Source organism: Achromobacter ruhlandii, assembly GCF_902859695.1.
Taxonomy (GTDB): domain Bacteria; phylum Pseudomonadota; class Gammaproteobacteria; order Burkholderiales; family Burkholderiaceae_B; genus Achromobacter; species Achromobacter ruhlandii.
Map to the genome: position 1 here is coordinate 281343 of NZ_CADIJL010000002.1, position 26540 is coordinate 307882.

At 66.6% G+C, this 26540-nt stretch carries 24 protein-coding genes; 13 read left to right on the forward strand and 11 right to left on the reverse strand.

The window, feature by feature from the left end; all coding sequences use genetic code 11:
• Nucleotides 1–8: 8 nt before the first annotated feature.
• Nucleotides 9–623: a carboxymuconolactone decarboxylase family protein gene (locus tag HV742_RS03510; protein WP_059273023.1), complete on the forward strand. Its 615-nt coding sequence runs from the start codon at nucleotides 9–11 to the stop codon at nucleotides 621–623.
• Nucleotides 620–1528, forward strand: coding sequence for an amidohydrolase family protein (locus tag HV742_RS03515; protein WP_175144475.1), 909 nt, complete (start codon nucleotides 620–622; stop codon nucleotides 1526–1528). Before HV742_RS03510 ends, HV742_RS03515 begins: the two co-directional genes overlap by 4 nt.
• 13 nt (nucleotides 1529–1541) lie before the next feature.
• On the opposite strand, the gene HV742_RS03520 is transcribed toward HV742_RS03515, so the two are convergent.
• The 6 genes from HV742_RS03520 to HV742_RS03545 form a co-directional block, all read right to left on the reverse strand.
• Nucleotides 1542–2504 carry a LysR family transcriptional regulator gene (locus tag HV742_RS03520; protein ID WP_049073298.1) on the reverse strand — a complete coding sequence of 321 codons (963 nt, stop codon included), beginning with the start codon at nucleotides 2502–2504 and terminating at the stop codon, nucleotides 1542–1544.
• Between the two features lie 63 nt (nucleotides 2505–2567).
• Nucleotides 2568–3539: a Bug family tripartite tricarboxylate transporter substrate binding protein gene (locus HV742_RS03525; protein WP_175144476.1), complete on the reverse strand. Its 972-nt coding sequence runs from the start codon at nucleotides 3537–3539 to the stop codon at nucleotides 2568–2570.
• Between the two features lie 45 nt (nucleotides 3540–3584).
• Nucleotides 3585–5915 (reverse strand): acyl-CoA dehydrogenase family protein, encoded by a 2331-nt coding sequence (locus HV742_RS03530; protein ID WP_175144477.1) that lies wholly within the window; start codon nucleotides 5913–5915, stop codon nucleotides 3585–3587.
• Entirely contained in the window at nucleotides 5912–7135 is a 1224-nt protein-coding gene (locus HV742_RS03535) for a CaiB/BaiF CoA transferase family protein (protein WP_175144478.1), read from the reverse strand. Before HV742_RS03535 ends, HV742_RS03530 begins: the two co-directional genes overlap by 4 nt.
• A gap of 93 nt (nucleotides 7136–7228) precedes the next feature.
• Entirely contained in the window at nucleotides 7229–8026 is a 798-nt protein-coding gene (locus tag HV742_RS03540) for an enoyl-CoA hydratase/isomerase family protein (protein WP_437340579.1), read from the reverse strand.
• A gap of 36 nt (nucleotides 8027–8062) precedes the next feature.
• Nucleotides 8063–9283, reverse strand: coding sequence for a CaiB/BaiF CoA transferase family protein (locus HV742_RS03545; protein ID WP_049073302.1), 1221 nt, complete (start codon nucleotides 9281–9283; stop codon nucleotides 8063–8065).
• Nucleotides 9284–9465: 182 nt separating this feature from the next.
• On the opposite strand from HV742_RS03545, the gene HV742_RS03550 reads away from it, so the two are divergent.
• From HV742_RS03550 to fhuE, 6 genes are all read left to right on the forward strand, one after another.
• On the forward strand, nucleotides 9466–10611 hold the full coding sequence (locus tag HV742_RS03550; protein WP_175144479.1) for an alpha-hydroxy acid oxidase: 1146 nt from the start codon (nucleotides 9466–9468) through the stop codon (nucleotides 10609–10611).
• A gap of 155 nt (nucleotides 10612–10766) precedes the next feature.
• Nucleotides 10767–11441, forward strand: coding sequence for a hypothetical protein (locus HV742_RS03555; RefSeq protein WP_175144480.1), 675 nt, complete (start codon nucleotides 10767–10769; stop codon nucleotides 11439–11441).
• A 79-nt stretch (nucleotides 11442–11520) separates the two neighbouring features.
• Nucleotides 11521–12102: a DUF8467 domain-containing protein gene (locus HV742_RS03560; protein WP_496350037.1), complete on the forward strand. Its 582-nt coding sequence runs from the start codon at nucleotides 11521–11523 to the stop codon at nucleotides 12100–12102.
• Nucleotides 12103–12357: 255 nt separating this feature from the next.
• On the forward strand, nucleotides 12358–13584 hold the full coding sequence (locus tag HV742_RS03565) for a TolB family protein (RefSeq protein WP_175144482.1): 1227 nt from the start codon (nucleotides 12358–12360) through the stop codon (nucleotides 13582–13584).
• Between the two features lie 139 nt (nucleotides 13585–13723).
• Nucleotides 13724–14674: a hypothetical protein gene (locus HV742_RS03570; RefSeq protein ID WP_127481475.1), complete on the forward strand. Its 951-nt coding sequence runs from the start codon at nucleotides 13724–13726 to the stop codon at nucleotides 14672–14674.
• A gap of 382 nt (nucleotides 14675–15056) precedes the next feature.
• Entirely contained in the window at nucleotides 15057–17252 is a 2196-nt protein-coding gene (fhuE, locus tag HV742_RS03575) for a ferric-rhodotorulic acid/ferric-coprogen receptor FhuE (RefSeq protein ID WP_175144483.1), read from the forward strand.
• Nucleotides 17253–17336: 84 nt separating this feature from the next.
• On the opposite strand, the gene HV742_RS03580 is transcribed toward fhuE, so the two are convergent.
• The 4 genes from HV742_RS03580 to HV742_RS03595 all read right to left on the reverse strand — a co-directional run bounded on the left by HV742_RS03580 (nucleotide 17337) and on the right by HV742_RS03595 (nucleotide 20379).
• Nucleotides 17337–17939, reverse strand: coding sequence for a hypothetical protein (locus HV742_RS03580; protein ID WP_175144484.1), 603 nt, complete (start codon nucleotides 17937–17939; stop codon nucleotides 17337–17339).
• A 57-nt stretch (nucleotides 17940–17996) separates the two neighbouring features.
• Complete coding sequence (locus tag HV742_RS03585) at nucleotides 17997–18440, reverse strand: DUF695 domain-containing protein (RefSeq protein ID WP_175144485.1); 444 nt, start codon at nucleotides 18438–18440, stop codon at nucleotides 17997–17999.
• A 170-nt stretch (nucleotides 18441–18610) separates the two neighbouring features.
• Entirely contained in the window at nucleotides 18611–19474 is an 864-nt protein-coding gene (locus HV742_RS03590; RefSeq protein WP_175144486.1) for a prephenate dehydratase, read from the reverse strand.
• A 23-nt stretch (nucleotides 19475–19497) separates the two neighbouring features.
• The gene (locus HV742_RS03595; RefSeq protein ID WP_144657871.1) at nucleotides 19498–20379 is read right to left on the reverse strand and encodes a LysR family transcriptional regulator; all 882 of its coding nucleotides are present in this window, start codon (nucleotides 20377–20379) and stop codon (nucleotides 19498–19500) included.
• 85 nt (nucleotides 20380–20464) lie between these two features.
• On the opposite strand from HV742_RS03595, the gene HV742_RS03600 reads away from it, so the two are divergent.
• The 5 genes from HV742_RS03600 to HV742_RS03620 all read left to right on the forward strand — a co-directional run bounded on the left by HV742_RS03600 (nucleotide 20465) and on the right by HV742_RS03620 (nucleotide 25262).
• A complete protein-coding gene (locus tag HV742_RS03600; RefSeq protein ID WP_175144487.1) occupies nucleotides 20465–21310 on the forward strand; it encodes an HpcH/HpaI aldolase/citrate lyase family protein in 846 nt (281 codons plus the stop codon).
• A gap of 34 nt (nucleotides 21311–21344) precedes the next feature.
• Nucleotides 21345–22637, forward strand: coding sequence for a CaiB/BaiF CoA transferase family protein (locus tag HV742_RS03605; protein WP_175144488.1), 1293 nt, complete (start codon nucleotides 21345–21347; stop codon nucleotides 22635–22637).
• Nucleotides 22638–22688: 51 nt separating this feature from the next.
• Entirely contained in the window at nucleotides 22689–23687 is a 999-nt protein-coding gene (locus tag HV742_RS03610; RefSeq protein WP_175144489.1) for a cyclase family protein, read from the forward strand.
• A gap of 70 nt (nucleotides 23688–23757) precedes the next feature.
• On the forward strand, nucleotides 23758–24744 hold the full coding sequence (locus HV742_RS03615) for a tripartite tricarboxylate transporter substrate binding protein (RefSeq protein WP_175144490.1): 987 nt from the start codon (nucleotides 23758–23760) through the stop codon (nucleotides 24742–24744).
• A gap of 65 nt (nucleotides 24745–24809) precedes the next feature.
• Nucleotides 24810–25262, forward strand: a complete 453-nt coding sequence (locus tag HV742_RS03620; RefSeq protein ID WP_175144491.1) for a carboxymuconolactone decarboxylase family protein — start codon at nucleotides 24810–24812, stop codon at nucleotides 25260–25262.
• Nucleotides 25263–25977: 715 nt separating this feature from the next.
• Here the strand turns inward: HV742_RS03620 and HV742_RS03625 are convergent.
• Nucleotides 25978–26406 (reverse strand): VOC family protein, encoded by a 429-nt coding sequence (locus HV742_RS03625; protein WP_054445084.1) that lies wholly within the window; start codon nucleotides 26404–26406, stop codon nucleotides 25978–25980.
• Nucleotides 26407–26540: the final 134 nt, after the last annotated feature.

Sequence of the window (26540 nt, forward strand, 5' to 3'; positions counted from 1 at the left end):
GGACCATGATGAGCCGCATTCCCCTGCCCACGCCCGACAGCATGAGCGACGACCAGAGGCGCGTCTACGAACGCATCGTCTCCGGCCCGCGCGGCCGGCTGGTCGGCCCCTTGCGCGCCGCGCTGCACAACCCCGAACTGGCCGAGCGCTGGCAGGCGCTGGGCGCCTTGCTGCGCTTTGGCACCAGCCTGCCGCCGCGCGTCAGCGAACTGGCCATCGTGGTTACCGCGCGCCGCTGGAACAGCCAGATTGAATGGCACATCCACGCCCAGGCCGCCCGCGCCGCCGGCATTGCCGATGCGGTGCTGGACGCCATCCAGGCGCGGCGCGAACCCGTATTCGACAACCGCGACGACGAGATCGTCTACGCCTACGCCCGCCAACTGCAGGAGACCGGCCAGGTCGAGCCCGCCCTGTACGCCGAGGCGGTGCAGCGCTGGGCCGCCGTCGGCGTGGTCGAACTGACCGCCGTCATCGGCTACTACACCATGGTGTCGATGACGCTGAACGCGCACGAGATTCCGATGCCGGACGACGCGCCCGCGCCGCTGGACCTGCCGCAACAGGACGGCTGGCCGGCGCTGAGCCGGCTGGCGCCGCTGGTCGGGGAGGGCAAGGCATGACCGCGTCCGCCGACTCCACGCAACCCTACGCGCCCGACAGCGTCGAGACGCCGCGCATGCCACAAGCGCCCACCGAACCGTTGCCGCCTCTTGCCTGCGACACGCATTGCCACGTGTTCGGCCCCTACGAGCGCTTCCCGCTGTGGCATCCGTCCTCTTACGCCGCGCCCGACGCGCCGGCGCAGCGCTACCTGCGCATGCTGGACACCCTGGGCGCCGCGCGCGGCGTGCTGGTGCAGCCCGCGCCCTACGGCACGCATCCCGATGCCTTGCTGGACGCGCTGGCGCAGGGCGGCGACCGCCTGCGCGGCATCGCGGTGGCCGACCCCTCGGTCAGCGACGCGCAACTGCGGGCCCTGTATGACGGCGGGGTGCGCGGGCTGCGCTTCGTCGAGGCCCGCGATCCCGCCGGCAATCTGTTTCCGGGCAGCGTGGGGTTCGACCAGGTCGCCGCGCTGGCCCCGCGCATGAAACACCACGGCCTGCACGCGCAGCTGTGGGCGCCTTGCGATACCTATCTGCGCCACCTGCCGGCGCTGGCGAAGCTGGACCTGCCGCTGGTGATCGACCACCTGGGCAGCCTGGTCCCGGCGCGTGGCGACCAGGACCCGGCGTTCCAGCTGCTGCGCGGCCTGTTGGCCGACGGCCGCCTGTGGATGAAGCTGACGCTGTGCCGCGTCGGCAGCGCGCCGGACTACGAGAATGCGCGTTTCATCCACGACGCCTTCGTCGCCGCCAACCCCGACCAGGTGCTGTGGGGCTCGGACTGGCCGTTCGTGCGCATGGGCGCGTCGGCGCCGTCCGCCGACGCCCTGGTGGACGTGGCGCAGCGCTGGCTGGGCGATGACGCCCTGCGCCGCAAGGTCTGGGTCGACAACCCGGCGCGGCTCTACGGCTTCGATTGACGCGCCGGCCCCGTCAGGGGCTGGCGTGCCACACGCCTTCGCCGCCGATCTCGCGCACCAGGCTCTGGATCTGCGCGGCCACTTCGGTGACGGTGCGGCCCGGCCCCTTGGCGCGGGCGAACGCCATCGAGATGATGCGGCCCATGGCCGGATCGCGCAGCGCGGCGATGCCCAGGCGGCCTTCCTGCACTTCCTGCCAGACCGCATGCAGCGGCAGCACCGTGTACATGTGTTCGTGCTCGACGATGGACTTCATCAGCGGCAGCGAATCGGCCTCGATCAGCGGCGCGATGCTGATCTTGCGCGCCCGCGCCAGCCCGTCCAGCGCATTGCGCAGGCCGTTGGGCGCGCCGGGCAGGATGAAGGGCAGGCCGTCCAGTTGTTCGAAGGCGACCTCGCCGCCGCGCGTCAGCGGGTCGCCGGCCGCGCCCACCAGGTACGAATCGACCGAGGCCAGCGCCTGTTCGCCCGGCGGGCACTTGTCGCCATAGCGGTACAGGATGGCGATGTCGACGCGGCTGTCGGTCAGCCATTCCTCGATCTGGCCGCTGGAGCCTTCCAGGATTTTCAGGTGCACCTTGGGAAACTGCTTGCGCAGCCGCGAGAACAGCCGCCGGATCAGCGGATGCGCGGTGGACGGCAGCAGCCCCAGCGTGACCTCGCCGGCCGGCTCGCGCGCCTCGCCGTTCAGCTCCAGTTCCAGCCGCTCGGCGTCGCCCAGCAGCGTGCGCACCAGCGGAAACAGGCGCTCGCCCACTTCCGACAGGTGCACGCCGCGGCCGGTGCGGTTGAACAGCCGCGCGTTGCACTCGCGTTCCAGCGCGTTGATGCGGCGGCTCAGCACCGACTGGTCCTGGTCCAGATACAGGGCGGCGCGCGAAATGCTGCCCAGTTCCGCGATCGCCAGGAAGGCCCGCCACTTGTGCAGGTCGGCGGTGACGTCCAGGCTCAGGCCCGTGGCTTTGGCAGGCGGCATGATGGATAAGGCGGCAACGAAAGAGACGGCATAAGGGTACGGCAAAAGCGGGCCGGCATGGGACTATTCCAGCCCCAGCTTGCCGCGCCGGATCACCTCGCCCCATTTCTTCGACTCGGCCTGCATCAGCGCCTGGTAGGCCTCGGGCGTGGTGGCCGTGGGTATGGCGCCCTGGTCGATCATCTTCTGCCGCAGGGCCGGCTCGGCCAGCGTCTCGGCGATAGCCCGCGACATCTTCTGCACGATCTCCGGCGGCGTGCCGGTCGGGGCGATGATGCCGTAGTTCGATTCCACGATCACACCGGGAAACCCCGCCTCCCTGGTGGTCGGCACGTCCGGCAGGCCCTCGAAGCGCGTCGGGCTGGCCACCGCCAGCGTGCGCAGCTTGCCGGCCTTGATGAAGCCCAGCACCGCCGAGGCGTCGCCGGGGAACATCTGCACCTCGTTGGACAGCAACGCCGTCACCGCGGGCGAGGCGCCCTTGTACGGCACGTGCATGATGTCGATGCCGGTCTGCTGCTTGAGCAGCTCGCCGCCCAGGTGCGGCGTGGTGACGTTGCCGGCCGAGCCATAGTTGTACTTGCCGGGCTGGCGCTTGGCGCTGGCGACGAAGTCGGCCAGCGTGGCGTCGGGCAGGGACGGGTTGACCACGATGACCAGCGGGATGCGCGCCACCAGCGACACGTATTGGATCCTGGACACGTCATACGGCACCTTCATGACATGCGGCAGGCCGGTGATGGCGCCCGGCACGCCGAAGCCGAAGGTGTTGCCGTCGGGCGTGGCGCGCACCGTGGCGTCCACGCCGATGGTGCCGCTGGCGCCGGCCTTGTTCTCGATCACGATGGTCTGGCCCAGCCGCTGGCCCAGCGCCGGCGCCAGCAGCCGCGCCAGGTTGTCGACCGAGCCGCCGGGCGGGTAGGGCACGATCAGCCGGATCGGCTGGCTCGGCCAGGGCGCGGCGGCCTGGCCCGGGGCGGCAAAGGCGGCGCCCAGCAGCAGGGCGGCCGCCGTCAGTGCGGTAGCTTTGTTCATTCTGTCTCTCTCCTGTGGCGCCGGCTCGTGGCCGGCGCGTCGTTGTCATGCGCCTTCCAGCCCCAACTGCTTGGCATAGATATTGCGCTGGATCTCGTTGGTGCCGCTGAAAATGGTCGCCGCCAGCGCGTTGACATACGGCGCCAGCGCGTGCACCTGGCCGTTGCCATAGCCCAGCCGCATCGCCGCGCCGCCGTATTCCTCGGCGATCTGGATCAGCAGGGCGCCCAGCCGCTCGTGCGTCTCGGTGGCCCAGACCTTCAGCAGCGACAGCTCGGGCGGCAACGGCCGGCCGGCCTTGGCCAGCTCGGCGAAGACGCTGTACATGGCGGTCAGGTCGGCCGCGTCCAGCCGCAGCTCGGCCAGCCGGTCGGCGAACGCCGGGTCGGCCAGCAGGCCGCGCTGGCGCGCGATGCTGAAGATCTGCTGCAGAGCGTGGTTGGCGTGCTTGGGACTGCCGCTGAACAGGCGCTCGAAGCCCAGCAACGCCTTGGCGATGCCCCAGCCGGCGTTCAGTTCGCCCACCAGGTTGGCGCGCGGCACGCGCACCTGGTCGAAGAACACCTCGCAGAATTCCTCGTGGCCCGACAGCGTGCGGATGGGGCGGCGGCTCACGCCCGGGCTGGCCAGGTCCACCAGCAGGAAGCTGATGCCGGCCTGCTTCTTGACCGTCTTGTCGGTGCGCACCAGCATGAACATGTGGGTCGCGTCCTGCGCCAGCGTCGACCAGGTCTTCTGGCCGCTCACGATCAGGTCGTCGCCGTCCACCAGCGCCTCGCAGCGCAGCGAAGCCAGGTCCGAGCCGGCGTTCGGCTCCGAATACCCCTGCGCCCACACCGCCTCGCCCGACAGGATGCCCGGCAGGAAGCGCGCGCGCTGTTCCTCGGTGCCGTGGCGGATCAGGATCGGCCCCAGCATCACCAGCCCCTGGTCCGGCGCGCGCGCCACGCCGTGGCGTTCGGCTTCCTCGATGAAGGCGATCTGGCGCGCCGGCGACAGCGCCATGCCGCCGTGCTCGCGCGGCCACGACGGCGCGATCCAGCCCTGGCGCGACAGCGTGAAATACCAGTCCTTGATTTCGTCCCAATGCAGCCGCCACGGCGCGTGGCGCAGGTGCTCGGGGTAGTGGGCGCGGAAGAAGCCGCGCACCAGCCGGCGGAAGTCGGCTTCCGGCATGCCGTTCCAGTCGGCCTCGCGCGGGAAATCCGTGATGGGCGCGGCGTCGTCGTCATCGGCGCCGGGCGCGGGCAGCGCCGCCAGCGCGCCGTAGCGCTGGCGATGGGCGGCGGCATTGCCCAACCAGGCCGCCAGGTGCAGCGCGCTGCGGAAGTACAGGCTGACGTCGCATTCCTCGGTGTAGCCGATGGCGCCGTGCAGTTGGATCGCCAGCCGCGCCGCTTCCAGGCCGGCGCGCGCGGCGCGGGCCTTGGCGCGGCTGGCCAGCGTCTTGCGCAGGGTGGCGTCGTCCGGTCGCGCGGCCAGCGTATCGAGCGCGTCCAGCAGACTGTTGGACGCCAGCTCGACCTGCATGGCGGCATCCACCAGCCGGTGCTGCAAGGCCTGGAACGACGCCAGCGGCCGGCCGAACTGCTGGCGCGTGTTCAGATAGGCCACCGAATCGGCCAACACCTGCCGCGCCACGCCCACCAGTTCCGCCGACTGCATCAGGCGGCCCAGGTCCAGCGCCTCGTCGACCGCGTCCAGCACGCCGTCGCGCGCCAGCAGCGCGTCCGCCGGCACCACGGCCGACTCGATCGCCAGGTGGCAGGCGGCGGCGCCGTCGGCGCGCGCGTGGACCTGCGCGGTCACGCCCGGGGTGCCGGCCGCGACGAAGAAGAGGGCGGTGCCGCGCTCGCCATCGGCCGTGACCAGCCAGCCATCGACGCCGGCCCCCGGCACCACGTGGCGCTTCTCGCCATTGAGCACGTACGCGCCCTCGCGTTCGATCACGCTGACGCCGAAGGCCGTGGCGGCCTCGCCGGCCTCCAGCTGGCCCTCCGTTTCCTGCCAGGCCAGCCCGAGCAGCGTTTCGCCGCCGCACACGGCCTGCAACAGCGCGTCGCGCCGCGCCGCATCGACCGGCTCGATCCGCGCCAGCAGCGCCGCCGGCAGCACGCCGGCGCCGACCAGCGGCTCGGGCAACTGTGCGCGGCCCGCTTCCTCCAGCACTGCCGCCATCGCCCGCCAGCCCAGCCCCAGCCCGCCCAGCGTCTCGGGCACGCTCATGCCGAGCCAGCCGACCCCGGCGATCTCGCGCCAATAGTCGCGGTCCGGCGGCGCCTCGGCGCGCTTGCGCTGGCGCTGGTCGCGCCGCTGCAGGAAGTCGCGCGCGCTGTCGCGGATCTCTTCGATCAGGTCATGGTCGACGCCGCTCATACGATGCCCTCCGCCTGCAGCCGGGCGATCTCGTCGTCGGACATCCCCAGTTCGGCGCGCAGGATCTCGGCCGTGTGCTCGCCCAGCAGCGGCGGCGGCAGGCCGCCCGTGATCGGCGTGCCGGAAAAATGGATCGGGTTGCGGATGACCGGCACGGCGCCCAATCGAGGATGCTCGACGCTGCCCAGCACGCCGCGGTGGCGCACCTGCGGATCCTCGAACACCTGGTCCATGGTGTAGATCGGCCCGCAAGGCACGTTGGCCGCCGCCAGCGCCTGGTTCCAGTCCTGCACGCCGCGGGCGCGCAGCGCCGGCTCGATCAGCCGCGACAGTTCGGGCTGCGCGGCGGCACGCTTGGGGTTGGTATCGAAGCGCGCATCGCGCCCCAGCTCGGGCAGCCCGATCACCTCGCAGAAGGCGCGGAACTGCGAGTCGTTGCCTACCGCCACCATCAGGTGGCCGTCCTGGCATTCGAAGGCGCGGAACGGCGCGGTGATCTGCGAGGCCGAGCCCATGCGCGCCGGCAACTGGCCGCTGGCCAGATAGTTCATGCCGATGTGCGACAGCGCCGCGATCTGCGCGTCCAGCAGCGCCAGGTCGATGTGCTGGCCCGCGCCCGACACCTGGTCGCGATGCCGCAGCGCCGCCAGGATGGCGCACACCGCATAGAAGCCCGCTGTCAGGTCCGACACCGAGTAGCCCGCCTTGACTGGCCCCGCGCCCGGCTCGCCGTCGGGCACGCCGGTCACGCTCATCAGCCCGCTCATGGACTGGAAGATCGGGTCATAGCCGGGCAGGTGGCTGTACGGCCCGCTCTGGCCAAAGCCGGTGATCGAGCAATACACCAGGCGCGGATTGAGCGCCGCCAGCGCGGCGTAGTCCAGCCCGTAGCGGCGCAGGTCGCCGGCCTTGAAGTTCTCGATGACGATGTCGGCCTGCCGCGCCAGCCGCCGCACCAGCGCCTGGCCCTCGGGCCGGGAGATGTCGATGGTCAGCGACTTCTTGCCCCGGTTCATGGCCACGAACGACGAGGTCTGCGGGCTCGGCGCGCCGTCGCGTCCAGGCAGGGGATAGCCCTGGTGGCGCACGTCGTCGCCGCGCCCGGGGCGCTCGACCTTGATCACGTCGGCGCCGAAGTCGGCCAGCATCTGCGCCGCCCACGGTCCCGAAAACACCCGGCTCAGGTCCAGCACCTTCACGCCGTCCAACGCGCTCGTCATGTCGTCTCCTTGGTATTTTTGCGAAGTGTAGGCAGCGCCGGGCCTTGCTCCTACGGCGCCGCCGCAATAGCTGTTATGCGTGGGGCCGTGCCGCTAACGGCCCTGGAACACCGGCGCGCGCTTTTCCAGGAAGGCGCGGCGCGCTTCCATGGCGTCCTCGGTCTTGGCGATGGCGGCCGTCATGTCCTGCTCGTAGCGGTAGCCGTCGCGCAGGCTCATGTCCTCGATGGCGTTGAGCGTCTGCTTGGCCAGGATCGTCGCCAGCGGGCTCTTGGACGCCAGCTCGCGCGCCAGTTCCAGCGCGCGCGGCATCAGCGCGTCCGCCGGCAGCGCTTCCTCGACCACGCCGAGCCGGTACAGCTCGTTGCCGTCCACCCGCAGCCCGGTCAGCATCATGCGCCGCAGCCGCGAATGGCCGAACAGCCGCATGCCATGGCGGCCGCCGCCCAGCAGGCCGACGTTGATCTCCGGCAGGCCCACCACCGCGTCGGACGCCGCCAGCAGGATGTCGCACGAGGCCACGATCGCCAGCCCCGCGCCCAGCGCCGCGCCGTTGATGGCGCCCACCACCGGCTTGGCGCATTCGCGGATCGCATGAAAGCACTCGCGCGTGCGGCGCGAATGCTGCGGCAGGTCGCCCGGTCCCTTGATGGTGGCGGCGCGGTTCTTCAGGTCGGCGCCGGCGCAGAAGGTCTTGCCCTGGCCGGACAGCACCACCGCCCGCACCTCGGGCGTCTCGGAAATGCGATCCAGCACCCACGACAGCTCGTTCATCATCTCGGTGCTGAGCGCGTTGACGGGGGGATTGGCCAGCAGGATGGTGGCGACGCCGGCGTCGATGCGCACGTCCAGCGCGGTGTAGGGCCCGGCCAGGTTTTCCGGCATGGTCATGGTTTGTCTCCTTGTGGTCCGTTCTGGTGAGGCCGGTCAGATGATCTTGCGGTCGCGGTAGTCCTGGATCTGCGCCGCGCTCAGTCCCAGTTCGGCCAGCACCTCGTCGGTGTGCTGGCCCAGCAGCGCCGGCGCGCGGTCCACCCGCAGCGCCGATTGGCCAAAGCGCAGCGGGTTCATCACCTGCGGCACCTCGCCGGCGGCGGGGTGGGGCAGGCGCCGCAGCATGCCGCGGTGCAGCACCTGCGGGTCCTCGAACACTTCGGGCACCGTGTTGATCGAGCCGGCCGGCACCCCGGCCCGCTTGAGCAGGTCCAGCCAGTGGGCGCGCGGCTCGCCGATGAAAATGGCGTCCAGCAGCGGATCGAGCGTGTCCAGGTTCTTCACGCGCTGGCTGTTGCTGACATAGCGCGGATCGCGCGCCAGGCCGGGCTGGCCCAGCGCCTCGCACAGGGTGGCGAACTGCGCGTCGTTGCCCACCACGATGACGATGTCGCCATCGGCGCAGGCAAAGGTGCGCTGCGGCTGGATATTCGGGTGCGCCGTGCCGGTGCGGCGCGGCACCCGCCCGCCCAGCAGGAAGTTCATGGCCTGGTTGGCCAGGAGGCCCACCTGCACGTCCAGCATGGCCACGTCGATGTACTCGCCCTGGCCGGTCTGCGCGCGCCGCAGCAGGGCGGCCACGATGCCCAGCGCCGCGTACACGCCGGTGGTCAGGTCGACGATCGGCACGCCCACCTTCTGCGGCCCGCCGCCCGGCCGGTCGTCGCGCTCGCCGGTCACGCTCATCAGTCCGCCCATGGCCTGGATCAGGAAGTCGTAGGCCGGCTCGGCCGCGCGCGGCCCGGTCTGGCCGAAGCCCGTCACCGAGCAATACACCAGGCGCGGATTGATCGCCGACAGCGACGCATAGTCCAGCCCCAGCCGCGCCAGCGTGCCGACCTTGTAGTTCTCCAGCACCACGTCCGCGTCGCGGCACAACTGCTTGACCAGCGCCTGGCCCTCGGCCGTCTGCAGGTCCAGCGTGATCGAGCGCTTGCCCCGGTTGGTGGCCACGAAGTAGGCGCCATCCGCCGTGTCCTGGCCCTGCTCGTCCTTCAGGAAGGGCGGCCCCCAGGACCGGGTGTCGTCGCCCTGGCCGGGCCGCTCGACCTTGATGACATCGGCGCCCAGGTCGGCCAGGATCTGGCTGGCCCAGGGGCCGGCCAGCACGCGGCTCAGGTCGAGCACTTTCAGGTTTGATAACAGCGGCTGCAACGCCTTCTCCTTGACTGCTGTGAAGTGCGGCCAGTCTAGGATTTCCGCGCCGCGGCAGGCTCCACCCGGATGGCAAAGCTGTTATGCGTGATGGCACGCCGTCCCCGGTACAATTCGGCCCATCATGCCCGGGTCGCAAGGGGCATTCCGGTAGTCCGTGCAGCGTAGACAAAGGTCCCCCGATGCGCCTGAACCAGTGCCAGAATTTCCACGACTTCCGCCGCATGGCGCGCCAGCGGCTGCCCGGCCCGATCTTCAACTACATCGACGGCGCCGCCGACGATGAGACCACCTACCGCCGCAACACCGAGGCCTTCGAGGCCTGCGACCTGGTGCCCGACGTGTTGCGCGGCGTGGCGGATGTGGACATGTCCGTCACCGTCATGGGCCAGAAGCTGGCCATGCCGGTCTATTGCTCGCCCACCGCGCTGCAGCGCCTGTTCCACCACGACGGCGAACGCGCCGTGGCCGCCGCCGCCGGCAAGTTCGGCACAATGTTCGGGGTGTCGTCGCTGGGCACCGTCAGCCTGGAAGAGGCGCGCCAGATCAGCGGCGGCCCGCAGGTCTACCAGTTCTACTTCCACAAGGACCGCGGCCTGAACCGCGACATGTTGGCGCGCGCCAAGGCCGCCGGCGTGCAGGTCATGATGCTGACGGTCGACAGCATCACCGGCGGCAACCGCGAGCGCGACAAGCGCACCGGCTTTGCCATCCCGTTCCGCCTGAACCTGGCCGGCATCGCCCAGTTCGCCATCAAGCCGGCCTGGGCCATCAACTACGCCACCCACGAGCGCTTCCGCCTGCCGCAGCTGGACGGCCACGTCGACATGGGCGGCGGCGCCATGTCCATCAGCCGCTATTTCACCGAGATGCTCGATCCCGCCATGACCTGGGACGACGTCGCCGCCATGGTGCGCGAGTGGGGCGGCCAGTTCTGCCTGAAGGGCATCATGTCGGTCGAGGACGCCCAACGCGCCGTCGACATCGGCTGCACCGGCATCGTGCTGTCCAACCACGGCGGCCGCCAGCTCGACGGCTCGCGCAGCGCCTTCGACCAGTTGGCCGAGATCGTCGACGCCGTGGGCGACCGCATCGACGTGATGATGGACGGCGGCGTGCAGCGTGGCACGCACGTGCTCAAGGCGCTGGCGTTGGGCGCCAAGGCCGTGGGGCTGGGCCGCTACTACCTGTTCCCGCTGGCCGCCGCCGGACGGCCCGGCGTGGAGCGGGCGCTGGAACAGATGCGCGTGGAGATCGAGCGCGCGATGAAGCTGATGGGCTGCCGGACGGTGGCGGAGCTGCAGCGCCGGCACCTGCGGTTCCGCTGAAGCGGCCGCTGGCGGCGGGTTTGATACAGTCGCGGAACTGCCCGATAAACAGAAACCCCCCGCCGGTGGACCGCCGCTCGTCAGTTGGATAGCAATCCGGCTTGCGGGATGTCGGGGACCAGCCGGGCCCGGATCGTCGACGCTTTGGAGTCTTCATGCACATTCGTCCCCGTCTGACCGCTTCGATCGCCGCGCTGACGCTGGCGCTGCTGGCCGCGCCGCCGGTCATCGCCGCCCCTGTCCAAGCCGAAGCCCCCGCGGGCGCGACCGCGTGCGCCTTCAGCGCCTGGGCCAACTACGACAAGCCGTCGATCACCGTGCGCGACGCGCCGTCCGCCAGCGCCAAGGCCCTGGGCCAGATCCCCGCCAGGCCCGCCGCCGGCGAGCCGGAGTATTCCTACAGCGTCACCTTCGACGTGAAGGAAACGAAGGACGGCTGGCTCAGGATCGCCAATGCCAGCGACGCTTACAACGAGGATGAATATCCGGAGCGCGCGCCGCGCAAGCTCTACAAGGGCGAAGGCTGGATCCTCGCGGACGATGCGCGGGTCGGCATCCAGTCCGCGCGCGGCTATGCCAGGCCCGACGCCGCCAGCCAGCGGCTGGTGGACCTGGGCAGCGACTGGCTGACCGAAATGGGCAAGATCCAGGGCATCCGCGCCTGCCATGAAAGCTGGGTGCTGCTGGATTACCTGGTGGACCGCAAGCGCTCGCCCAAGGATGAGATCGTCGAACGCCCCAAGGGCGAGCAACTGGCCGGGCGCGCCTGGTTCCGGGGGCTGTGCGACGTGCAGGAGACGAGCTGCGACATGAAGTCGGTGGATCAGTGATGGCAGGCTTCATGCCGGTGATCCCGGCGCGGGCACCCATTGCGGAACCGGAATAGGGCGACCCGTGGCCGACTCCAGGATGGTTCAGCAGTGCCTATTCATGACTTCAGTGGATGAGGCTGACTTCGCTGCCGCGCTATTGAAAGCACGTCCCTCGATCCGCTTCATCGACATGCAGGAGCAGCCGGACGTCGAGCGGCCGGGATACCGGAATCGAATCGATGCGTGTGGCGGGGTTCACGTGACGATCGTGGATGCATCCATCATCTCCGAAGCGGATTTTCACAATCGCTATGTGAAACGTCATCCCTCGGGAAAGGGGTGGATCTACGCGCTGGTGGGATCGGGGCTGGTCAGCCTTTTGAGGTCAAGAACCGCGGACTTTCTTCCGGATTCGATGCTCAACGGCGAGCTGCGAGCGTCCATTCCCGTGGGTGATGAGCATACCGAGGCATTCGTGGCGATCGTGCTGCATGAGGCAAGGGCGCGCGGACAGAAGGTGGTGTCAATTGACGCTGCGACGGGTCAGCGCGGAACACGGGTTGATCGGAAATTCATTGCGTGGCCAGACGCGGCACGGAAATTTGATGGCCTGAACGGCGCCTATCTGGCCAATGGAGCACATGCCCTATTTGTTCCGAAGGGTGCTAGCGTCGCCTGATACTTCTTCGCGATGCTATTGCACGATTGTCGAACGCGCCAAGGGCAGGTAACACGCCGGGTGTGCGCGGTTCGGCGGGGTCGGCGATGTGGAGCAGACGGCTTGCGATATGAAGTCGGTGGATCGGTAACGTTTCGGGGCTCGTCGTGCCGAACCCGCAGTTCACGACATCAGGAGCGCGAGTCAGGATAGCGCTCTCAGGGCGTTGTCGGTACGTCCTAAGTATTCAGCTCCCTACTTGACACTACCAATTGAATGAGATCGTATCTCATTATTTTCTTTGCGATGCTGATGCGCCTAGCCGATAAACGCTTGGCGGCCCTTGTCCCCCCTGAAGAGGGAACGATGATCATTGTTGGAAAGTTGGTGAAGATGGCGGTTAAGGTTCTCGCGTTGGTCATGGCCGCGGTATGTATATCAACCGTGGAACCAATGCGCGCGGCGCGAGCGTTCGAGACTATCACCGAGTACGAAACCGCTTTCCAACAGCAAAACGGGGGCCGGGATCTGCGGTCTCTAAGTGTGCATCCCAACGGTCAGGATTGGCTGTTTTTGGAATGCCTCGATCAGGAAGATAGTTGTTTTGTCATGCGCTACAACTTAGGGTCGGGAATACTCTCCCGTTTTGTGTTGCCTGAAGGTTATTCGTATTCTTACGCGCATTATTCGCCTCGCGGCACATATATCTTGATGAGTCGCAACCGTCTCTATGGTAGGACCTACGCAGACGCTCAACGAGGGGTGAGCGCGTCTCAGATTTTGATGATGCGAAGTGATGGCACGGATCTTCGAATTTTGCCAGTTTCCCCTGGCGTGAACCTTTCGCCGGGAATGTCTCCGGACGAAAGGAAAATCGCGTTCTGGAGAAGTGATCGAGTTTTGCCTCCCGGCAGGGTTTCGTTATTGGATTTGAATATTTGGGAATACGATCTTTCGTCTAAGTCTGAGAGATTATTTACTGGCAAGAAGTTCGATTTTCTGAGTGGCAGAGAGTTGTTCTATCGCAATGGCAATGAAATCTTTCTTGGTTCTTATGGCCCGAGCTCCCGGTTAAGAAATCCGGGTTATGGAAAGAAATATGATGGCAATGAAATTTTTACGCTAAGTCGGGGGCAGCTTGAAGATCCAGTGCCTGTTCAATATCCCAATGTCATCAATGCCAGTTTTAGGACTGCTGATGACCAGGGAAATGTCTTTGTGTGGGCTGGCACGATTCAAGATCCATCTCAGGGCCTGATGCGTGTTTCTCCCGATCAGCGTCAAACCATTTGGAGAGCACGTACGCGCAGCTACCCCAAAGAACTCGCGGCGGACCCGGCGGGTCGTTTTGTGGCGGCAATATTCTGGGATCTTCCCATGAGTCGAGGTGAAAAGCGGGTGGGGTTTGCCAAATTCAGCCTTGAAACCCAGTCCTGGGAGAACGTGCGCGTACCCTCTGTGGAGCAAGCGACATTGATCCAAGTGTCTGCTGCAGATCTCTAAAACTGCGAGGCTCAGCTATACAAGCTCGGCGTGGTTTCTCTTTGAAGTGCTTCTCCGTTGCCCGGTTCGGCCAATTCAATATTGGAGTTGATTGATAATGCGCTACCACTTCTGTTCATGACTTCGATGAGGTGGCTAAATGGCTGCAGAACAACAATCAACTGGTGTTGATGGGTTTACTGTTTTTGATGCGTCAGCTTGGATGCCTGTTTACGGCGAGTGGTGCGGTCCTGGATGGTCTGCTGGGCAGAGAAATCCAAATATAACAATCCAGCAAATGCTGGACAGTCCTGTACTGATGCTTCCGGGAGGCCAGGCGAGTGTTATCGACACAATATGCAAGGCGCACGACATCGCTTATGCGAAGGCAGCGGGACAACCCAACGAGGCATATTTGATCGCTGAGGCAGATAGAGCCTTGCTTGAAGCATTGCGAGAGGTGGACTTCAAATCTCTTCCCGAGCAGGAGAGCGGATATGCGACGTTCATGGCGTTTGCTTTCTATCACAAGCTGATGATTATCGACTGGCCTCGGGCAGGTGTTGAGGCGCTTTGGGAAAAAATAAAGAGCCTCACTGCTTGGGTAGCGGGCATGCTGGATCGGCTCAACGGCTTGACGTATACGGATATTTTCGGCAATACCATTGTTGGAACGTCATTTTCGGGAAATGTGGAAGGTCTGGCCTATGTGATAAAGGGAGTGACCGGCACAAGGCCAGGTGGTAGAACTGCGACATTCACTCATTACAAAGACGGTTATCAGGACCTGTACTCTGGCGTTGATAGTGCTTATGACCCCAATGCGGGTGCAGTCCTCAAAGTATGGGTTGACGGAACGATTACTCTAATTGAGGGCCTTCGACAGATTCAGTTGACCAGCCCATCGGCGACTGGTGTGCCACAACCATTGGCTGGAAGTTTCGTTAACCCTGTGCCCGGCGCGGGCAAGGACCCTAACGCAGCGCGTTTTTTCTGGAACGGGTTTTACGTTTTTGACGGCACGCGATGGTCGAAAAAGGCATCCGGAGAATTCGATGCTTGGGTTTGCGTCTCTAATGAATGCGTAGCCGTACCCAAGATGGCACGATAAATGCTGAACATCGGGCCTGGTTGCTGCCCGATTGCCTCATGCATCGCAAGCGTTTACCCAGGAATGAGATCGTCGAGCGCGCAGGAGCGAGCAACTGGCCGGGCGCGCGAGGTTCGGCGGGCTTTGCGATGTGTGGCAGAAGAAATGCGATATGAAGTCGGTGGATCGGTAAGTCAATAAATTTCCCCGTTTATCGCGGGGGGGGGCTTCCATCTGGGAGCCGGCACCAATCACACGCGTGCCACGTGCTCTCCCTCAGCGCAACCCTGCGGGAAGCCTTCCGACTCATGCGATGCTTATTAGCAACACTAATGCACATGAGAATAGTTCGCATTAAACTTCCTTTCGCCTTGTTTCACCCGCTCTGCGAAAGGAAGCCATCATGCAAGACCCGCGGCCCGTCGGCCTTCACCTCTCCCGTCGTCCACGCGCCACCCTGCGGCGCACCACCAGCCTGGTATTGATGGCGCTGGCCAGCGGCGCCGTCCTGGCGCAGGAGAGTGGTGTCGCCACCTTGCCCGCCGTGCAGGTCCAGGCCGATGGCGACCCGACCACCACCGAGGGCACCGGTTCCTATACCCCGCGCGCCACGTCCGCCAGCACCGGCCTGCCGCTGTCGCTGCGCGAAACCCCGCAGTCGGTCACCGTGGTCACGCGCCAGCGCATCGAAGACCAGGACATGCGCTCGATCACCGACATCCTCGGCAACACCCCCGGCATCTCGGTGCAGAACTACGACAGCGAGCGCTACACCTTCAGCTCGCGCGGCTTCGCCATCAGCAACTACCTGTACGACGGCGTGCCCACCAGCTTTGATATCGGCTATGCCGGCGGTGAGTCGTCGCTGGACTCCATCATCTATGACCGCGTCGAAGTGGTGCGCGGCGCCACCGGCCTGCTGACCGGCGCCGGCAACCCGTCCGCCTCGGTCAACCTGGTCCGCAAGCACGCCACCAGCCGCGAATTCAAGGCTGACCTGAGCGTCAGCGCCGGCACCTCGGACGCCTATCGCGCCAGCGCCGACCTGTCCTCGCCGCTGAACGCCAGCGGCAGCGTGCGCGGCCGCATCGTCTCGGCCTACCAGGACAACCACTCGTACCTGGACGGCTACCAGAACCGCAAGAAGGTCTTCTACGGCGTCGTCGACGCCGACCTGACCGCTCGCACGACGTTGAGCGTCGGCTTCAACTACCAGGACAACCAGCCGCGGCGCAGCAGCTGGGGCGGCTTCCCGTTGTGGTACGCCGACGGCGGCCGCACCGACTGGAAACGCTCGCTCAACACCGGCGCCGACTGGACCAAGTGGGCCAGCACCACCGAAGGCGCCTTCGCCAGCCTGGAACACCGCTTCGACAACGATTGGCGCGTGCAGGCCAGCGTCTCGCATTCCAAGCACGAAATGGATGGCAAGCTGCTCTACCTGTACGGCTGGCCCGACCGCGGCACCGGCCTGGGCATGGGCGCCTCGGCCCAGCGCTACTACGGCGACCGCAAGCAGAACAGCCTGGATATCAAGGCCTCCGGCCCCTTCTCGTTGTTCGGCCGCCAGCATGAAGCGGTGGTCGGCGCCAGCTTCACCCGCCAGTACGCTGAATTCTTCAACCGCGGCGCCGTCTCGCCGGCGCCGATCGGCAACTTCCTGGAATGGGACGGCTCCTACCCTGAACCGCAGTGGAGCGACACCGCCACCCTGGCCAGCCGCTACACCACCAAGCAGGCCGGCTGGTACGGCGCGCTGCGCTTCAGCCTGGCCTATCCGCTCAAGCTGATCGTCGGCGGCCGCTACAGCACGTGGAAGACAGACTCGGTCGGTTTTGGCGGCGGCAGCCGGCAGGCGTTCGACAAGGACGCCTTCGTGCCCTACGCGGGCCTGCTGTACGACATCAACGAGAACTACACGGCCTATGTCAGCTACACGGGCATCTTCAACCCGCAGAGCTTTCAGGATCGCAACGGCAGCTGGCTCGATCCGCTGGAAGGCAAGGCCTACGAGGCGGGGGTCAAGGGCGAGTTCCTCGATGGCCGCCTGAATGCGTCGGCATCCGTGTTCCAGGTCAACCAGGACAACCTCGCGCAGGAAGACACCGGCTATCTGATTCCCGGCACCATCAACCAGGCCTACCGCGCCACCAAGGGCACCCGCAGCCGCGGCTTCGACCTGGAACTGTCGGGCGAAGTCTCGCCGGGCTGGAACGTGGCGGCCGGTTGGTCGCACTGGACCGCGCGTGACGGCGAGGGCAGCCCGATCCAGACCGACCAGCCGCGCAGCCTGGTGCGCTTGTTCACGACCTATCAGTTGCCGGGCGATTGGAACCGGTTGACGGTGGGCGGCGGCGTCAACTGGCAGAGCCACGTCTACACGATCGCCAACGGTCCCAATGGCGAAGAGCGCGTGGGGCAGGGCAGCTATGCGCTGGTCAACCTGATGGCGCGCTACAAGTTCGACAAGAGCCTGTCGGCGCAGCTGAACGTCAACAACCTGATGGACCGCAAGTACTACTCGCAGATCGGCTTCTACAGCCAGGGCGCGTGGGCGGCGGGGCGCAGCGCGACGTTGACGATGCGGTATCAGTATTGAGCGCGAGCCCGGCCGGTTCGGCCGGGCTGACTCATCGTCGTGGAGACGGCGCCCATCATGCCTATCGCGGGCGCCGGGCCCGCGTCAGAAGCTCGGCTTGCGGCTGTTCGACTGGTTGATGAACTCGATCCGCGCGTTGGTCCAGGCCGGGTCATACAACTGCACGCTGACGCCGCTGTATTTCAGCACCGCCTGCGTCATGTCGGTCGAGCAACCCATGCCGGGATTGGTGCTGGGCTTCTGGCACCACTCCAGGTTCAACTGGTTGGGAAAGTTCGACTGCTTGCCGTATTTCTGCACCACGGCCTGCGCCATGGCGTCCTTGTTGGCCGGCGTCCACGGCATTTCGTAGCTGACCTGGGACACCGCCAGCGGCCGCTGCTTGTCGTCCGGCACGCGCGGCTCGAAATGCACCACCAGCCGAACGCCATCTTTTTCGTAGCTGAAATTCTGCGGCTGCTTGGTATTGGTGACGGGGTTCAGCGTCGGGTAACCCGCCTTGATCTGATGCTTGCCCACGCCGAAATTCTTCGCCGCGGCGGCGACCGCCTCGTCGTAGTCCATGCCCGTCTTGACGCCGGCGATGTCGAAACTCCGGGCATCGACCGAGCGCGGCGGCTCGGCATTCGCGGGGGCGGCAACCACGGCGGTGATGGCGGAGATCAGGAGTGCGGCTTTGAACTTCAAAATAATGTCCTCTGCAAGTGGCGACCGGCCTGATCGATGGCGCGGCCGGTTGGCCTTTCAGTGAAGCTGGTCGGAGCCTTCCGGCTGTAGTCCCGCCAGGCCATTCCAATCGGGATCCTTGTACGTGCCCAGTCGGATGGGATAGACCGGATGCCCTGCCAGGCAGGCATTGAACGCATCCAGGAACGCTTCGACGTCGTGCGTGTAGCAACGCCATTCCTTCTGGTGATTGCCGGTCAGGCAGGCCACCTGCACGCCGATGTCGGAGTCGTCGAAAGCCTGTTCGATGGCTTCTTCGAAGCGGTTGGTGCTTTGCTTGTCTTCTTCATTGGGCATGCCGTTTTCGATGCCCGTGTACGGCCAGGAAATGATGACCAGGTTCTCGTTGACCTGGCGCGCGGGCGCCGGCGGCAGGCCGGTGCGGAAACGGACCACGACCAACAGATCGTTGATGCGGGCTTCGCCCACGGACCAGAGGTCGCCTGGAAAAATACGGCTCATTGAATGGGATCCTGGGTTGCTGGCCGGGCCCGCGGGCCCGGCGCTTCTTATTGCCCGGCAACGTTGCGCGCGCGCGCTGCCGAGGGAAGGTCCGCATTATCAAGGGCGGATTTGCGTATGTCCCCAATAAAGTGCAACCGGATCTTTCGCCAGGTCGGCGAACGCGGGGATCACTGGCGGGGATAAGAGCCCAGCAGCCGTATCCCCGGATGGGCCGCCAGCATGGACGCCAGCGGCTCCTGCCGGGCGTGGCCGGCCACCTCGATCACGTAGCGATGCGTGTCCAGCGTCTTCCTGCTGGGCCGCTCGTAGATCGTCAGCACCGGCACCTTGGCATCGACCAGCGCCGCCAACGTGTCGTTGAACCTGTCGTCGGATGTGTCGACCAGCAGCGAGGTCTTGTCGCGCCCGGTCGGCGCCGGCATCGCGCGGCCCAGCACCCACCAGCGGGTCACGTTGTGCGGCCCTTGCTCGATGCCATCCACCAGCGATACCAGCGAATAGACCGACGCGCCCACCTTGGGGCCGAACGACGCCTTGTCATGGCCCGGGCTGTCGGCCACCGTCTTGGCGGCGGCGCCGCCGCTGGCGGCCTCGGTGCGCTTGACCTTGGGCATCTCGCGGTCGACCCACGGCTTGACCTCCTCGAACGCCACCGGGTGCGCCAGCACCTCCGTGACGTCCGCCAGTTTGGTGCCCGGCTTGGCCAGCAGGCTGTAGCCGAGCATCTTCGGATACTCGGCCACGATCATCACGTCCGGCAGGTCCAGCACGGCATCCAGGTACGGCGTCACGCCCACCACCGACGTGGTCACGGGCACGCAGGCGCGCTCGATCTTGCCGGACTGGTAGCCCTTGAACAGGTCGTCGCGCGTCAGCGGCACCAGGTCAGCGGGGCCGAACAGATCCAGGCAGGCCTGGTGCGTCCAGGAACCCGCGGGCCCCAGGTAGCCGATCTGGCCGGCCGCGCTGGCGGCCAGCGGCAGTGCGAACATCGAGCAGCCGACGAGCGTCGACAGAATGGTCTTCTTCATGCTTTCCCCTTGTAGAGCGCGGGTCAGGCGCCCGCGTTGGCATACTCTACAACGGCAATGTCGCGAAAGGCGCGGATCAGCGCCAGCCGTGGCGACCCGCGCGACCAGATCAGGCCGAAGCGGCGCGGCTCGCAGGTCTCGGGCAGCGGCAGGGCCAGCAGGCCTAGCCGTTCGATCGCGCCGTTGGTGGAACGCGGCAGGATCGCCACCCCCAGGTCGCGGCTGACCATCACGGCGATGGATTCGATGGCGTTCAGCTCGAAGCGCTCGCGCGGCGTGATGCCGACGCGCCGCAGGTAATCGTCGATGTGCTGGCCGCCCCAGTCGCTGCGCTGATAGCGGATGAAGGGCTCGGCCGTCAGCAGGCTGTGCGGGTGCCGACCGGCATGGCGCGGCGCCGCCGCCAGCACGTAGGGTTCTTCGCGCAGCAACTGCCAGCCCAGGCTCTTGGACAGCGGGTAGGGCGCTTGCAGCGCGATGGCGGCGTCCAGTTCGCCGCTTTCGATGGCGGGGTAGAAGCGCGCCGAATGGCCCGGCTGGATCTCGACGTTGATGAGCGGATGGCGCCGCACCAGGTGTTCCAGGATGGCCGGCACCATCGAATTGAGCGCCGTATTGCCGGCCCCGAGCCGCAGCTCGCCCATCATCTCGTCGGAACGGGCCAGGTAGCGGATCTTCTCGATCCGTTCCAGCACCTCGCGCATCGGCCCGATCAGTTCGGTGGCCTTTGCGGTCAGGTGCACGGTGCGGCCGGCGCGCGCCACCAGCGCCACGCCCAGCTCCTGTTCCAGCTTGCGGATCTGCTGCGCCACGGCGCCGTGGGTCAGCCCCAGGCGGCGGGCGGCTTCGGCCATGGAGCCATGGCGCGCCACGGCGGCCAGCGTGTGCAGGAAATCGGTGTTCATGATGATAGATATTCTATCGTCTTATCGTAATTTGGCTGTCCCCGATCACGCGTCTCCAGCGCCACAATGCGGCCAGGAGACATCAATGAGAAGCAAGCTTTTCGTTCCCGCCTCGCGTCCGGAACTGTTCGACAAGGCCCTGGCCAGCGCGGCCGACGCGCTGTCCTTCGACCTGGAGGACGCGGTCGCGCCGACCCGCAAGCAGGAAGCCCGCGCCGCCTTGGCGGCCTGGCTGGCCGCGTCCGCGTTCGCCGCCGTCCATAAGCAACATCCCAAGAAAATTATCGTCCGCGTCAACGCCGCCGACACGCCCGACTTTGCCGCCGACCTGGCCGCGCTGCGCGGCCTGCCCATCGACGTGCTGAACCTGCCCAAGGTCGAAAGCGCCGCCGCGCTGCGCGCCGCGATCGACGAGGCCATGGACGCCGGCTTCGCCGGTGAATTCCTGGTCACCGTCGAAACCCCGCTCGCGCTGGCCGACGCCGCGCAACTGGCGGCGGCCCATCCGCGCGTCGCCGGCCTGCAACTGGGCCTGGCCGACCTGTTCGAGCCGCTCGGCATCGAGCGTTACCAACCTGACACGCTGCGCGCGGTGATGCTGTCCCTGCGCCTGGCCGCCGGCTGCGCTGGCAAGTACGCCATGGACGCGGCCTACGCCCGCGTGCGCGATGCCGAGGGCTTTCGGGCCGAGGCGCAACTGGCGCGCTCGCTCGGGTTCCTGGGCAAGTCCTGCGTGCATCCCAGCCAGATCGCCATCGCCAACGAAGTGTTCGGCTTCAGCGCGGACGAGATCGCCCAGGCCGAGCGCATCGTGTCCGCCAGCCGCGAGCATGACGGCGTCGGCGCCTTCGTGCTCGACGGCAAGATGATCGACGCCCCCTTCGTGCGGCGCGCCCAGGACGTGCTGCTGGCCGCCGGCCGCGCCGCCTGACGCGGCCGCGCTACCGATTTTGAGTGAATCCGCAATGCAACAAGCATCCCCCGCCGACCTGCCGCTGGCCGGCATCAAGGTCCTGGACCTGAGCGCCTACATCGCCGGCCCCTATGGCTGCGCCCTCTTGGGCGACATGGGCGCCGACGTCATCAAGGTCGAGCCGCCCGAAGGCGACAACCTGCGCAAGTACCCGTCGACGCTGGCCAGCGAAAGCCGCGCCTTCCTGGGCATCAACCGCAACAAGCGCGGCCTGTGCCTGAACCTGAAGGAAGCCGCCGGCCACGAGATCCTGCTGCGCCTGGTGCGCGAGGCCGACGTGCTGGTCCACAACTTCCGGCCGGGCGTGCCCGAGCGCCTGCGTATCGACTTCGCCACGCTGTCGGCGGTCAACCCGCGCCTGGTCTATTGCGCCATGACCGGTTATGGCGCGGTCGGCCCGATGGCGCGCCACGCCGGCTACGACCAGGTGCTGCAATCGATGACCGGCATGTGCGCCGCCCAGGCCAAGGCCGACGGTCCGCCCGAAGTGCTGTACGGCTCGGTGGTCGACTACTACGGCGCCGCGCTGATTTCCAACAGCGTGGCGGCGGCCCTCTACCGCCGCGAGAAGACCGGCCGGGGCCAGGCGATCGAGGTCTCGCTGTTGGGCAGCGCGCTGGCGATGCAGTCGGCCCGCCTGGTCTGGGCCGATGGCGAACCGCGCCACATCGAGCGCGACATGCGCTCGGGCGGCATCACCGGCATCCATCCCACCCGCGACGGCTACCTGTACCTGTCGGCCAACACGCCGCACTTCTGGCGCGCGCTGTGCGGCCACCTGGACCTGCCGGAGCTGGCCGAACACCCTGACTACGACTCCGTCAAAAAGCGCGCCGCCCAGGCCGCCGTGCTGGTGCCCCGGGTGCGCCAGGCGCTGGCGCGCGCTTCGGCGCGCGAATGGGCCGAGCGCTTCGGGCAGAGCGTGCCTTGCGCCGAAGTGCGCCCGGTCGAGGACATGTTCGATCATCCCCAGGTCGAGGCCATGGGACTCATGCGGCCGTACCACAACCCGCAGGCCGGCGACTACCTGGGCCTGGCGCAATGGGCCCACTTCGGCGGCGCCGCGCCAGCGCCTGCCGATGAGTCGGGGGAGGGGCGCGGCGAATCTGGAGCAGGGCGCGGTGAGTCCGAGGCGGCGCGCAACGAGTCCGAGGCAGGGCGCGGCGAGTCCCGAGCAGGGCGCGGCGCGCCCGGTCTGGGCGAACACAGCGAAAAAATTCTGTCCACCCTGGGATACACCGCGTCCGAAATTGCCCAATTACGGCAATCCTCGGTGGTGCAATAGCCGCCACAACGATCATAAGACTCGTCCGAGACAGAACGAGGAGACAAAAAAATGCGTCCACGCTACCAGCAGCGTCCCGACGGCTCCAACTGGGGCGACTTCGGCGACGACGACCAGCTCGGCACCCTGAACCACCTGGACCGCCAGGCGCGCCTGGCCGCCGTCGCGGAAATCCGCGAAGGCCTGTCGTTTTCCCTGAGCCTGCCGCTGACGGTGCCGCGCGCGCCTGTGCTCAACCCACGGCGCAAGGGCCCCGTGATCCAGCCCGCCGAAAAGAACGGCGTGCCGGTGTACCGTTATCCGCTGGCGCGCGACGTGCCGGGCGCCACCGACGTCGTCAGCGACGACCGCGTCACGCTGTCGCCGCAGTACTCCACCCAATGGGACGCCCTGGGCCACGTCGGCGCGATGTACGACGCCCATGGCACCGGCCAGCCGCAGCCCACCGGCTACAACGGCTTCACCGTCAGCGAACCGCGCTTCGACGGCTTCACCGGCACCCAGGACCTGTCCATCGCGCCCATGGCGCGGCACGGCATCCAGGGGCGCGGCGTCATGGTCGACCTGCGCGCCCGCTTCGGCGACGCGCATCGCAAGGTCTCGTACCAGGACCTGATGGACGTGATGCACGCCGACGGCGTGCAGGTGCGCCCCGGCGACATCCTGTGTCTGCATACCGGCCTGGCCGACCTCGCGCTCACGCTGGGCGATGACGAGCAGGACCGGCTCAAGACCAGTTGCTGCGTGCTGGACGGCGCCGACGCGCAATTGCTGGCCTGGATCAAGGACAGCCGCATCGCCGCGATCGCCGCAGACAACCACGCGGTGGAATTGCGCAATCATCACCTGGAGAGCGGCAGCGGGCCGCTCCTGCCGCTGCACGAACAGTGCCTGTTCAAGCTGGGTTTGCCGCTGGGCGAACTCTGGCACCTGACCCCGCTGGCGCACTGGCTGCGCCAGCACGACCGCCACGCCTTCTTCCTGACCGCCGCACCGATGTACGTGCCCGGCCTGGTGGGCGCGCCGGTCAACCCCATCGCGACCGTCTGATCTCGGACGGACCGCGCCACGATCCTTGATCGATTCAACATCCCCTGCAGGGGAGACGTGAGGAGCACACATGAAGAAAACCCATCACGCGGCCCTGGCCGCACTGCGCCCCATGGCCGCCGCATTGGCCCTGGCCGCCACCCTGGGCGCGGCCCACGCCGCCGGCTACCCCGACCAGCCCATCACCGTGGTGGTGCCGTACTCGGCCGGCGGCGGCGCCGACAACGCCGCCCGCATCATCGCCCAGGGCATGGGTGAAGTCGCCGGCCAGAGCGTTGTCATCGAAAACAAGGGCGGCGCCAGCGGCTCCATCGGCGCCGCCTACGTGGCCCGCGCCAAACCGGACGGCTACACCGTGCTGTACGACGCCTCCGCGTTCTCCATCAACCCCGTGCTGCGCAAGCTGCCCTACGACGCCAAGAAGGACTTCATTCCCGTTTCGCAGGCCGTCAGCGTGCCCAACATCCTGGTCGCCGCCACCGGTTCGGCCTTCAACAGCCTGCCCGACTTCGTCAAGGCCGCGCGCGCCAACCCCGGCCGCTACACCTACGCCTCGTACGGTCCGGGCAGCCTGGCGCAGATGGCCGCCGAACTGCTCAAGAAGGATGCCAAGATCGACATCGTGCACGTGCCGTACAAGGGCGGCGCGCCCGCCATCGTCGACGTCATGGGCGGGCAGGTCGACGTGTACTTCGCCAACGCCGCGTCCAGCCTGAACTACGTCAGCACCGGCAAGCTCAAGGCGCTGGCCGTCTCGTCGGCCGCGCGCATGCCCGACCTGCCCAACGTGCCCACCGTCAGCGAAGGCGGCGTCAATGCCTTCGACGTCGTCGAATGGAATGGCTTCTTCCTGCCGGCCGGCGCCGATCCGCAGGTCGTCGCCAAGCTGCAGGACCTGGTGCAGAAGGCGCTGGCCCGCCCCGAAACCCGCGACAAGCTCGCCAAGCTCGGTCTGACCCCGGTCGGCAGCAGCGCCGCGGACTTCGCCAAGTTCGTCGACGCCGAACAGGTCCGCTGGGCCGAAGTCGTGAAAACCAATAACATCACCGTGAACTGATCGGCCGGGGCGGGCAGCGCCGTTGCCCGCCCCGCCGACGCAAGCACCCAAGGGGAGATGCCGCAATGAGCCGGGAAGACGATTTCGAGCGCGGCCTGGCCAACCGCCGCGCCGTGCTGGGAGAAGAATGGGTGCAGCGCTCGCTGGACCGCGCCACCACCTTCACCGCCGACTACCAGAACCTGATCACCCGCTACGCCTGGCACGACATCTGGAGCCGCCCGGGCCTGCCGCACAAGGCGCGGCGCATGATGGTGCTGGCGGTGACCCTGTCGCTGGGCCGCTGGGAGGAATTCGAGCTGCACGTGCGGGCCGCGCTGACGGCGAAGGACGACTCGCGGCTGAGTCCGGATGAACTGAAGGAAGTGCTGCTGCAGAACGCGATCTACGCGGGCGTGCCGGCGGCCAATACCGCGTTCAACCTGGCGCAGGGGATTCTGCGCGAGGTGGCGGGGGAGATTGGGTATGTGTTGGAGCCGGCGGATGTGCGGGGGGCGGATTTGTTTGGAGGGGGGTAGGCGGTCTGGGGGGCGTTTCTGTCGGCGGTCGCCTGCGGGCTCCCTGGTGCATCCTACCCCGGCCCAATTCGTGCGCAACTAGAAAATTGTCTTTCCGGTCCTATAGTCAAGCCTATATGCGGAACTATTGAAGTCCACGGCCTCGATATAGTCAGGCAACAGGCGAAAGTCCCCTGTAAATATGTCCGCTCCAGATACTCGCCACATCAGATCTCCGTCGGTTGAAATTCGAGAAATCTCCAGCTCGCCATGAGAGATCAATGCAGACCGGTGGCTATTCCAGTGGATGCCAAAGCATGTCGCCGCATCGGCTCGGACTGACCACAGCAATCGATGTGGTCGATCCAATGACAGGCACACAACATGGTCACCGACTGCCAAATGAAGCTTGTCGTCAATCATCAGGGCCGAATGCTGGTGGACCGTTGAGCATCCTCCACCCGCGCCAACGACCATTATGCGCTGATGGTTCAGATCAATGCCGTGGATGGAGCTCGGCAACCCGTTCGCAAGACATATTTCTAGCGAGTAACGATGCGGGTTGTCCTGTGAATCGAATGAATACAATGGCTCATCGGTAATGTGGAGTGGACCGTAGCGAGTCGTCATCGTAATGGTCATTTGGTCGCCTACCTGTTCTTGCCGTCGGGCTTTGATTCGTATTGTTCCACTGAATTTTCCATGGGCACCTTCATGAATTCATAACTCGAATCGCTCAATACCGAATTACCACCGACTCCGCCGTCCGCACCGCCGAATCCCGGCAAACCGCCTCGATATTGTTCCCATCCGGATCCAGCACGAACGCTGCGTAATACCCCTTGTGGTACGCCCGTTCCCCCGGCGCGCCATTGTCGCGCCCGCCGTGGGCCATCGCGGCTTGGTAGAACGCGTCCACCATGTCCCGGTCCCGCGCCTGGAACGCCAGATGCAGCCGCCCGGTCAGCTGCCCCTGCACCTCATCACTATCCGGCGTGGAAATGAACAACTCATCCGCCCAGAAATTCCTGTCATCGGACCCGCCGATCGGAATTCGTAGCGCTTCGAACACGGCGGTATAGAACTTCTTGCTGGCGGGCAGATCACGCACCACCAACCCGATGTGATCAATCAAACGGCCCTTGTGTCGTTCTCGGTTCAGCACGAAACGCTCCTCGTGGTTGAGGGAAAAACAGGGAAATCCGCCGCCCGGGCGCCGTACCCCTATCTCCCGTGCGACGGCGCCCCGAACTCGCCGATAACTATAATCCCCCCTCGATCCCCGCTTTGACGGCGTTT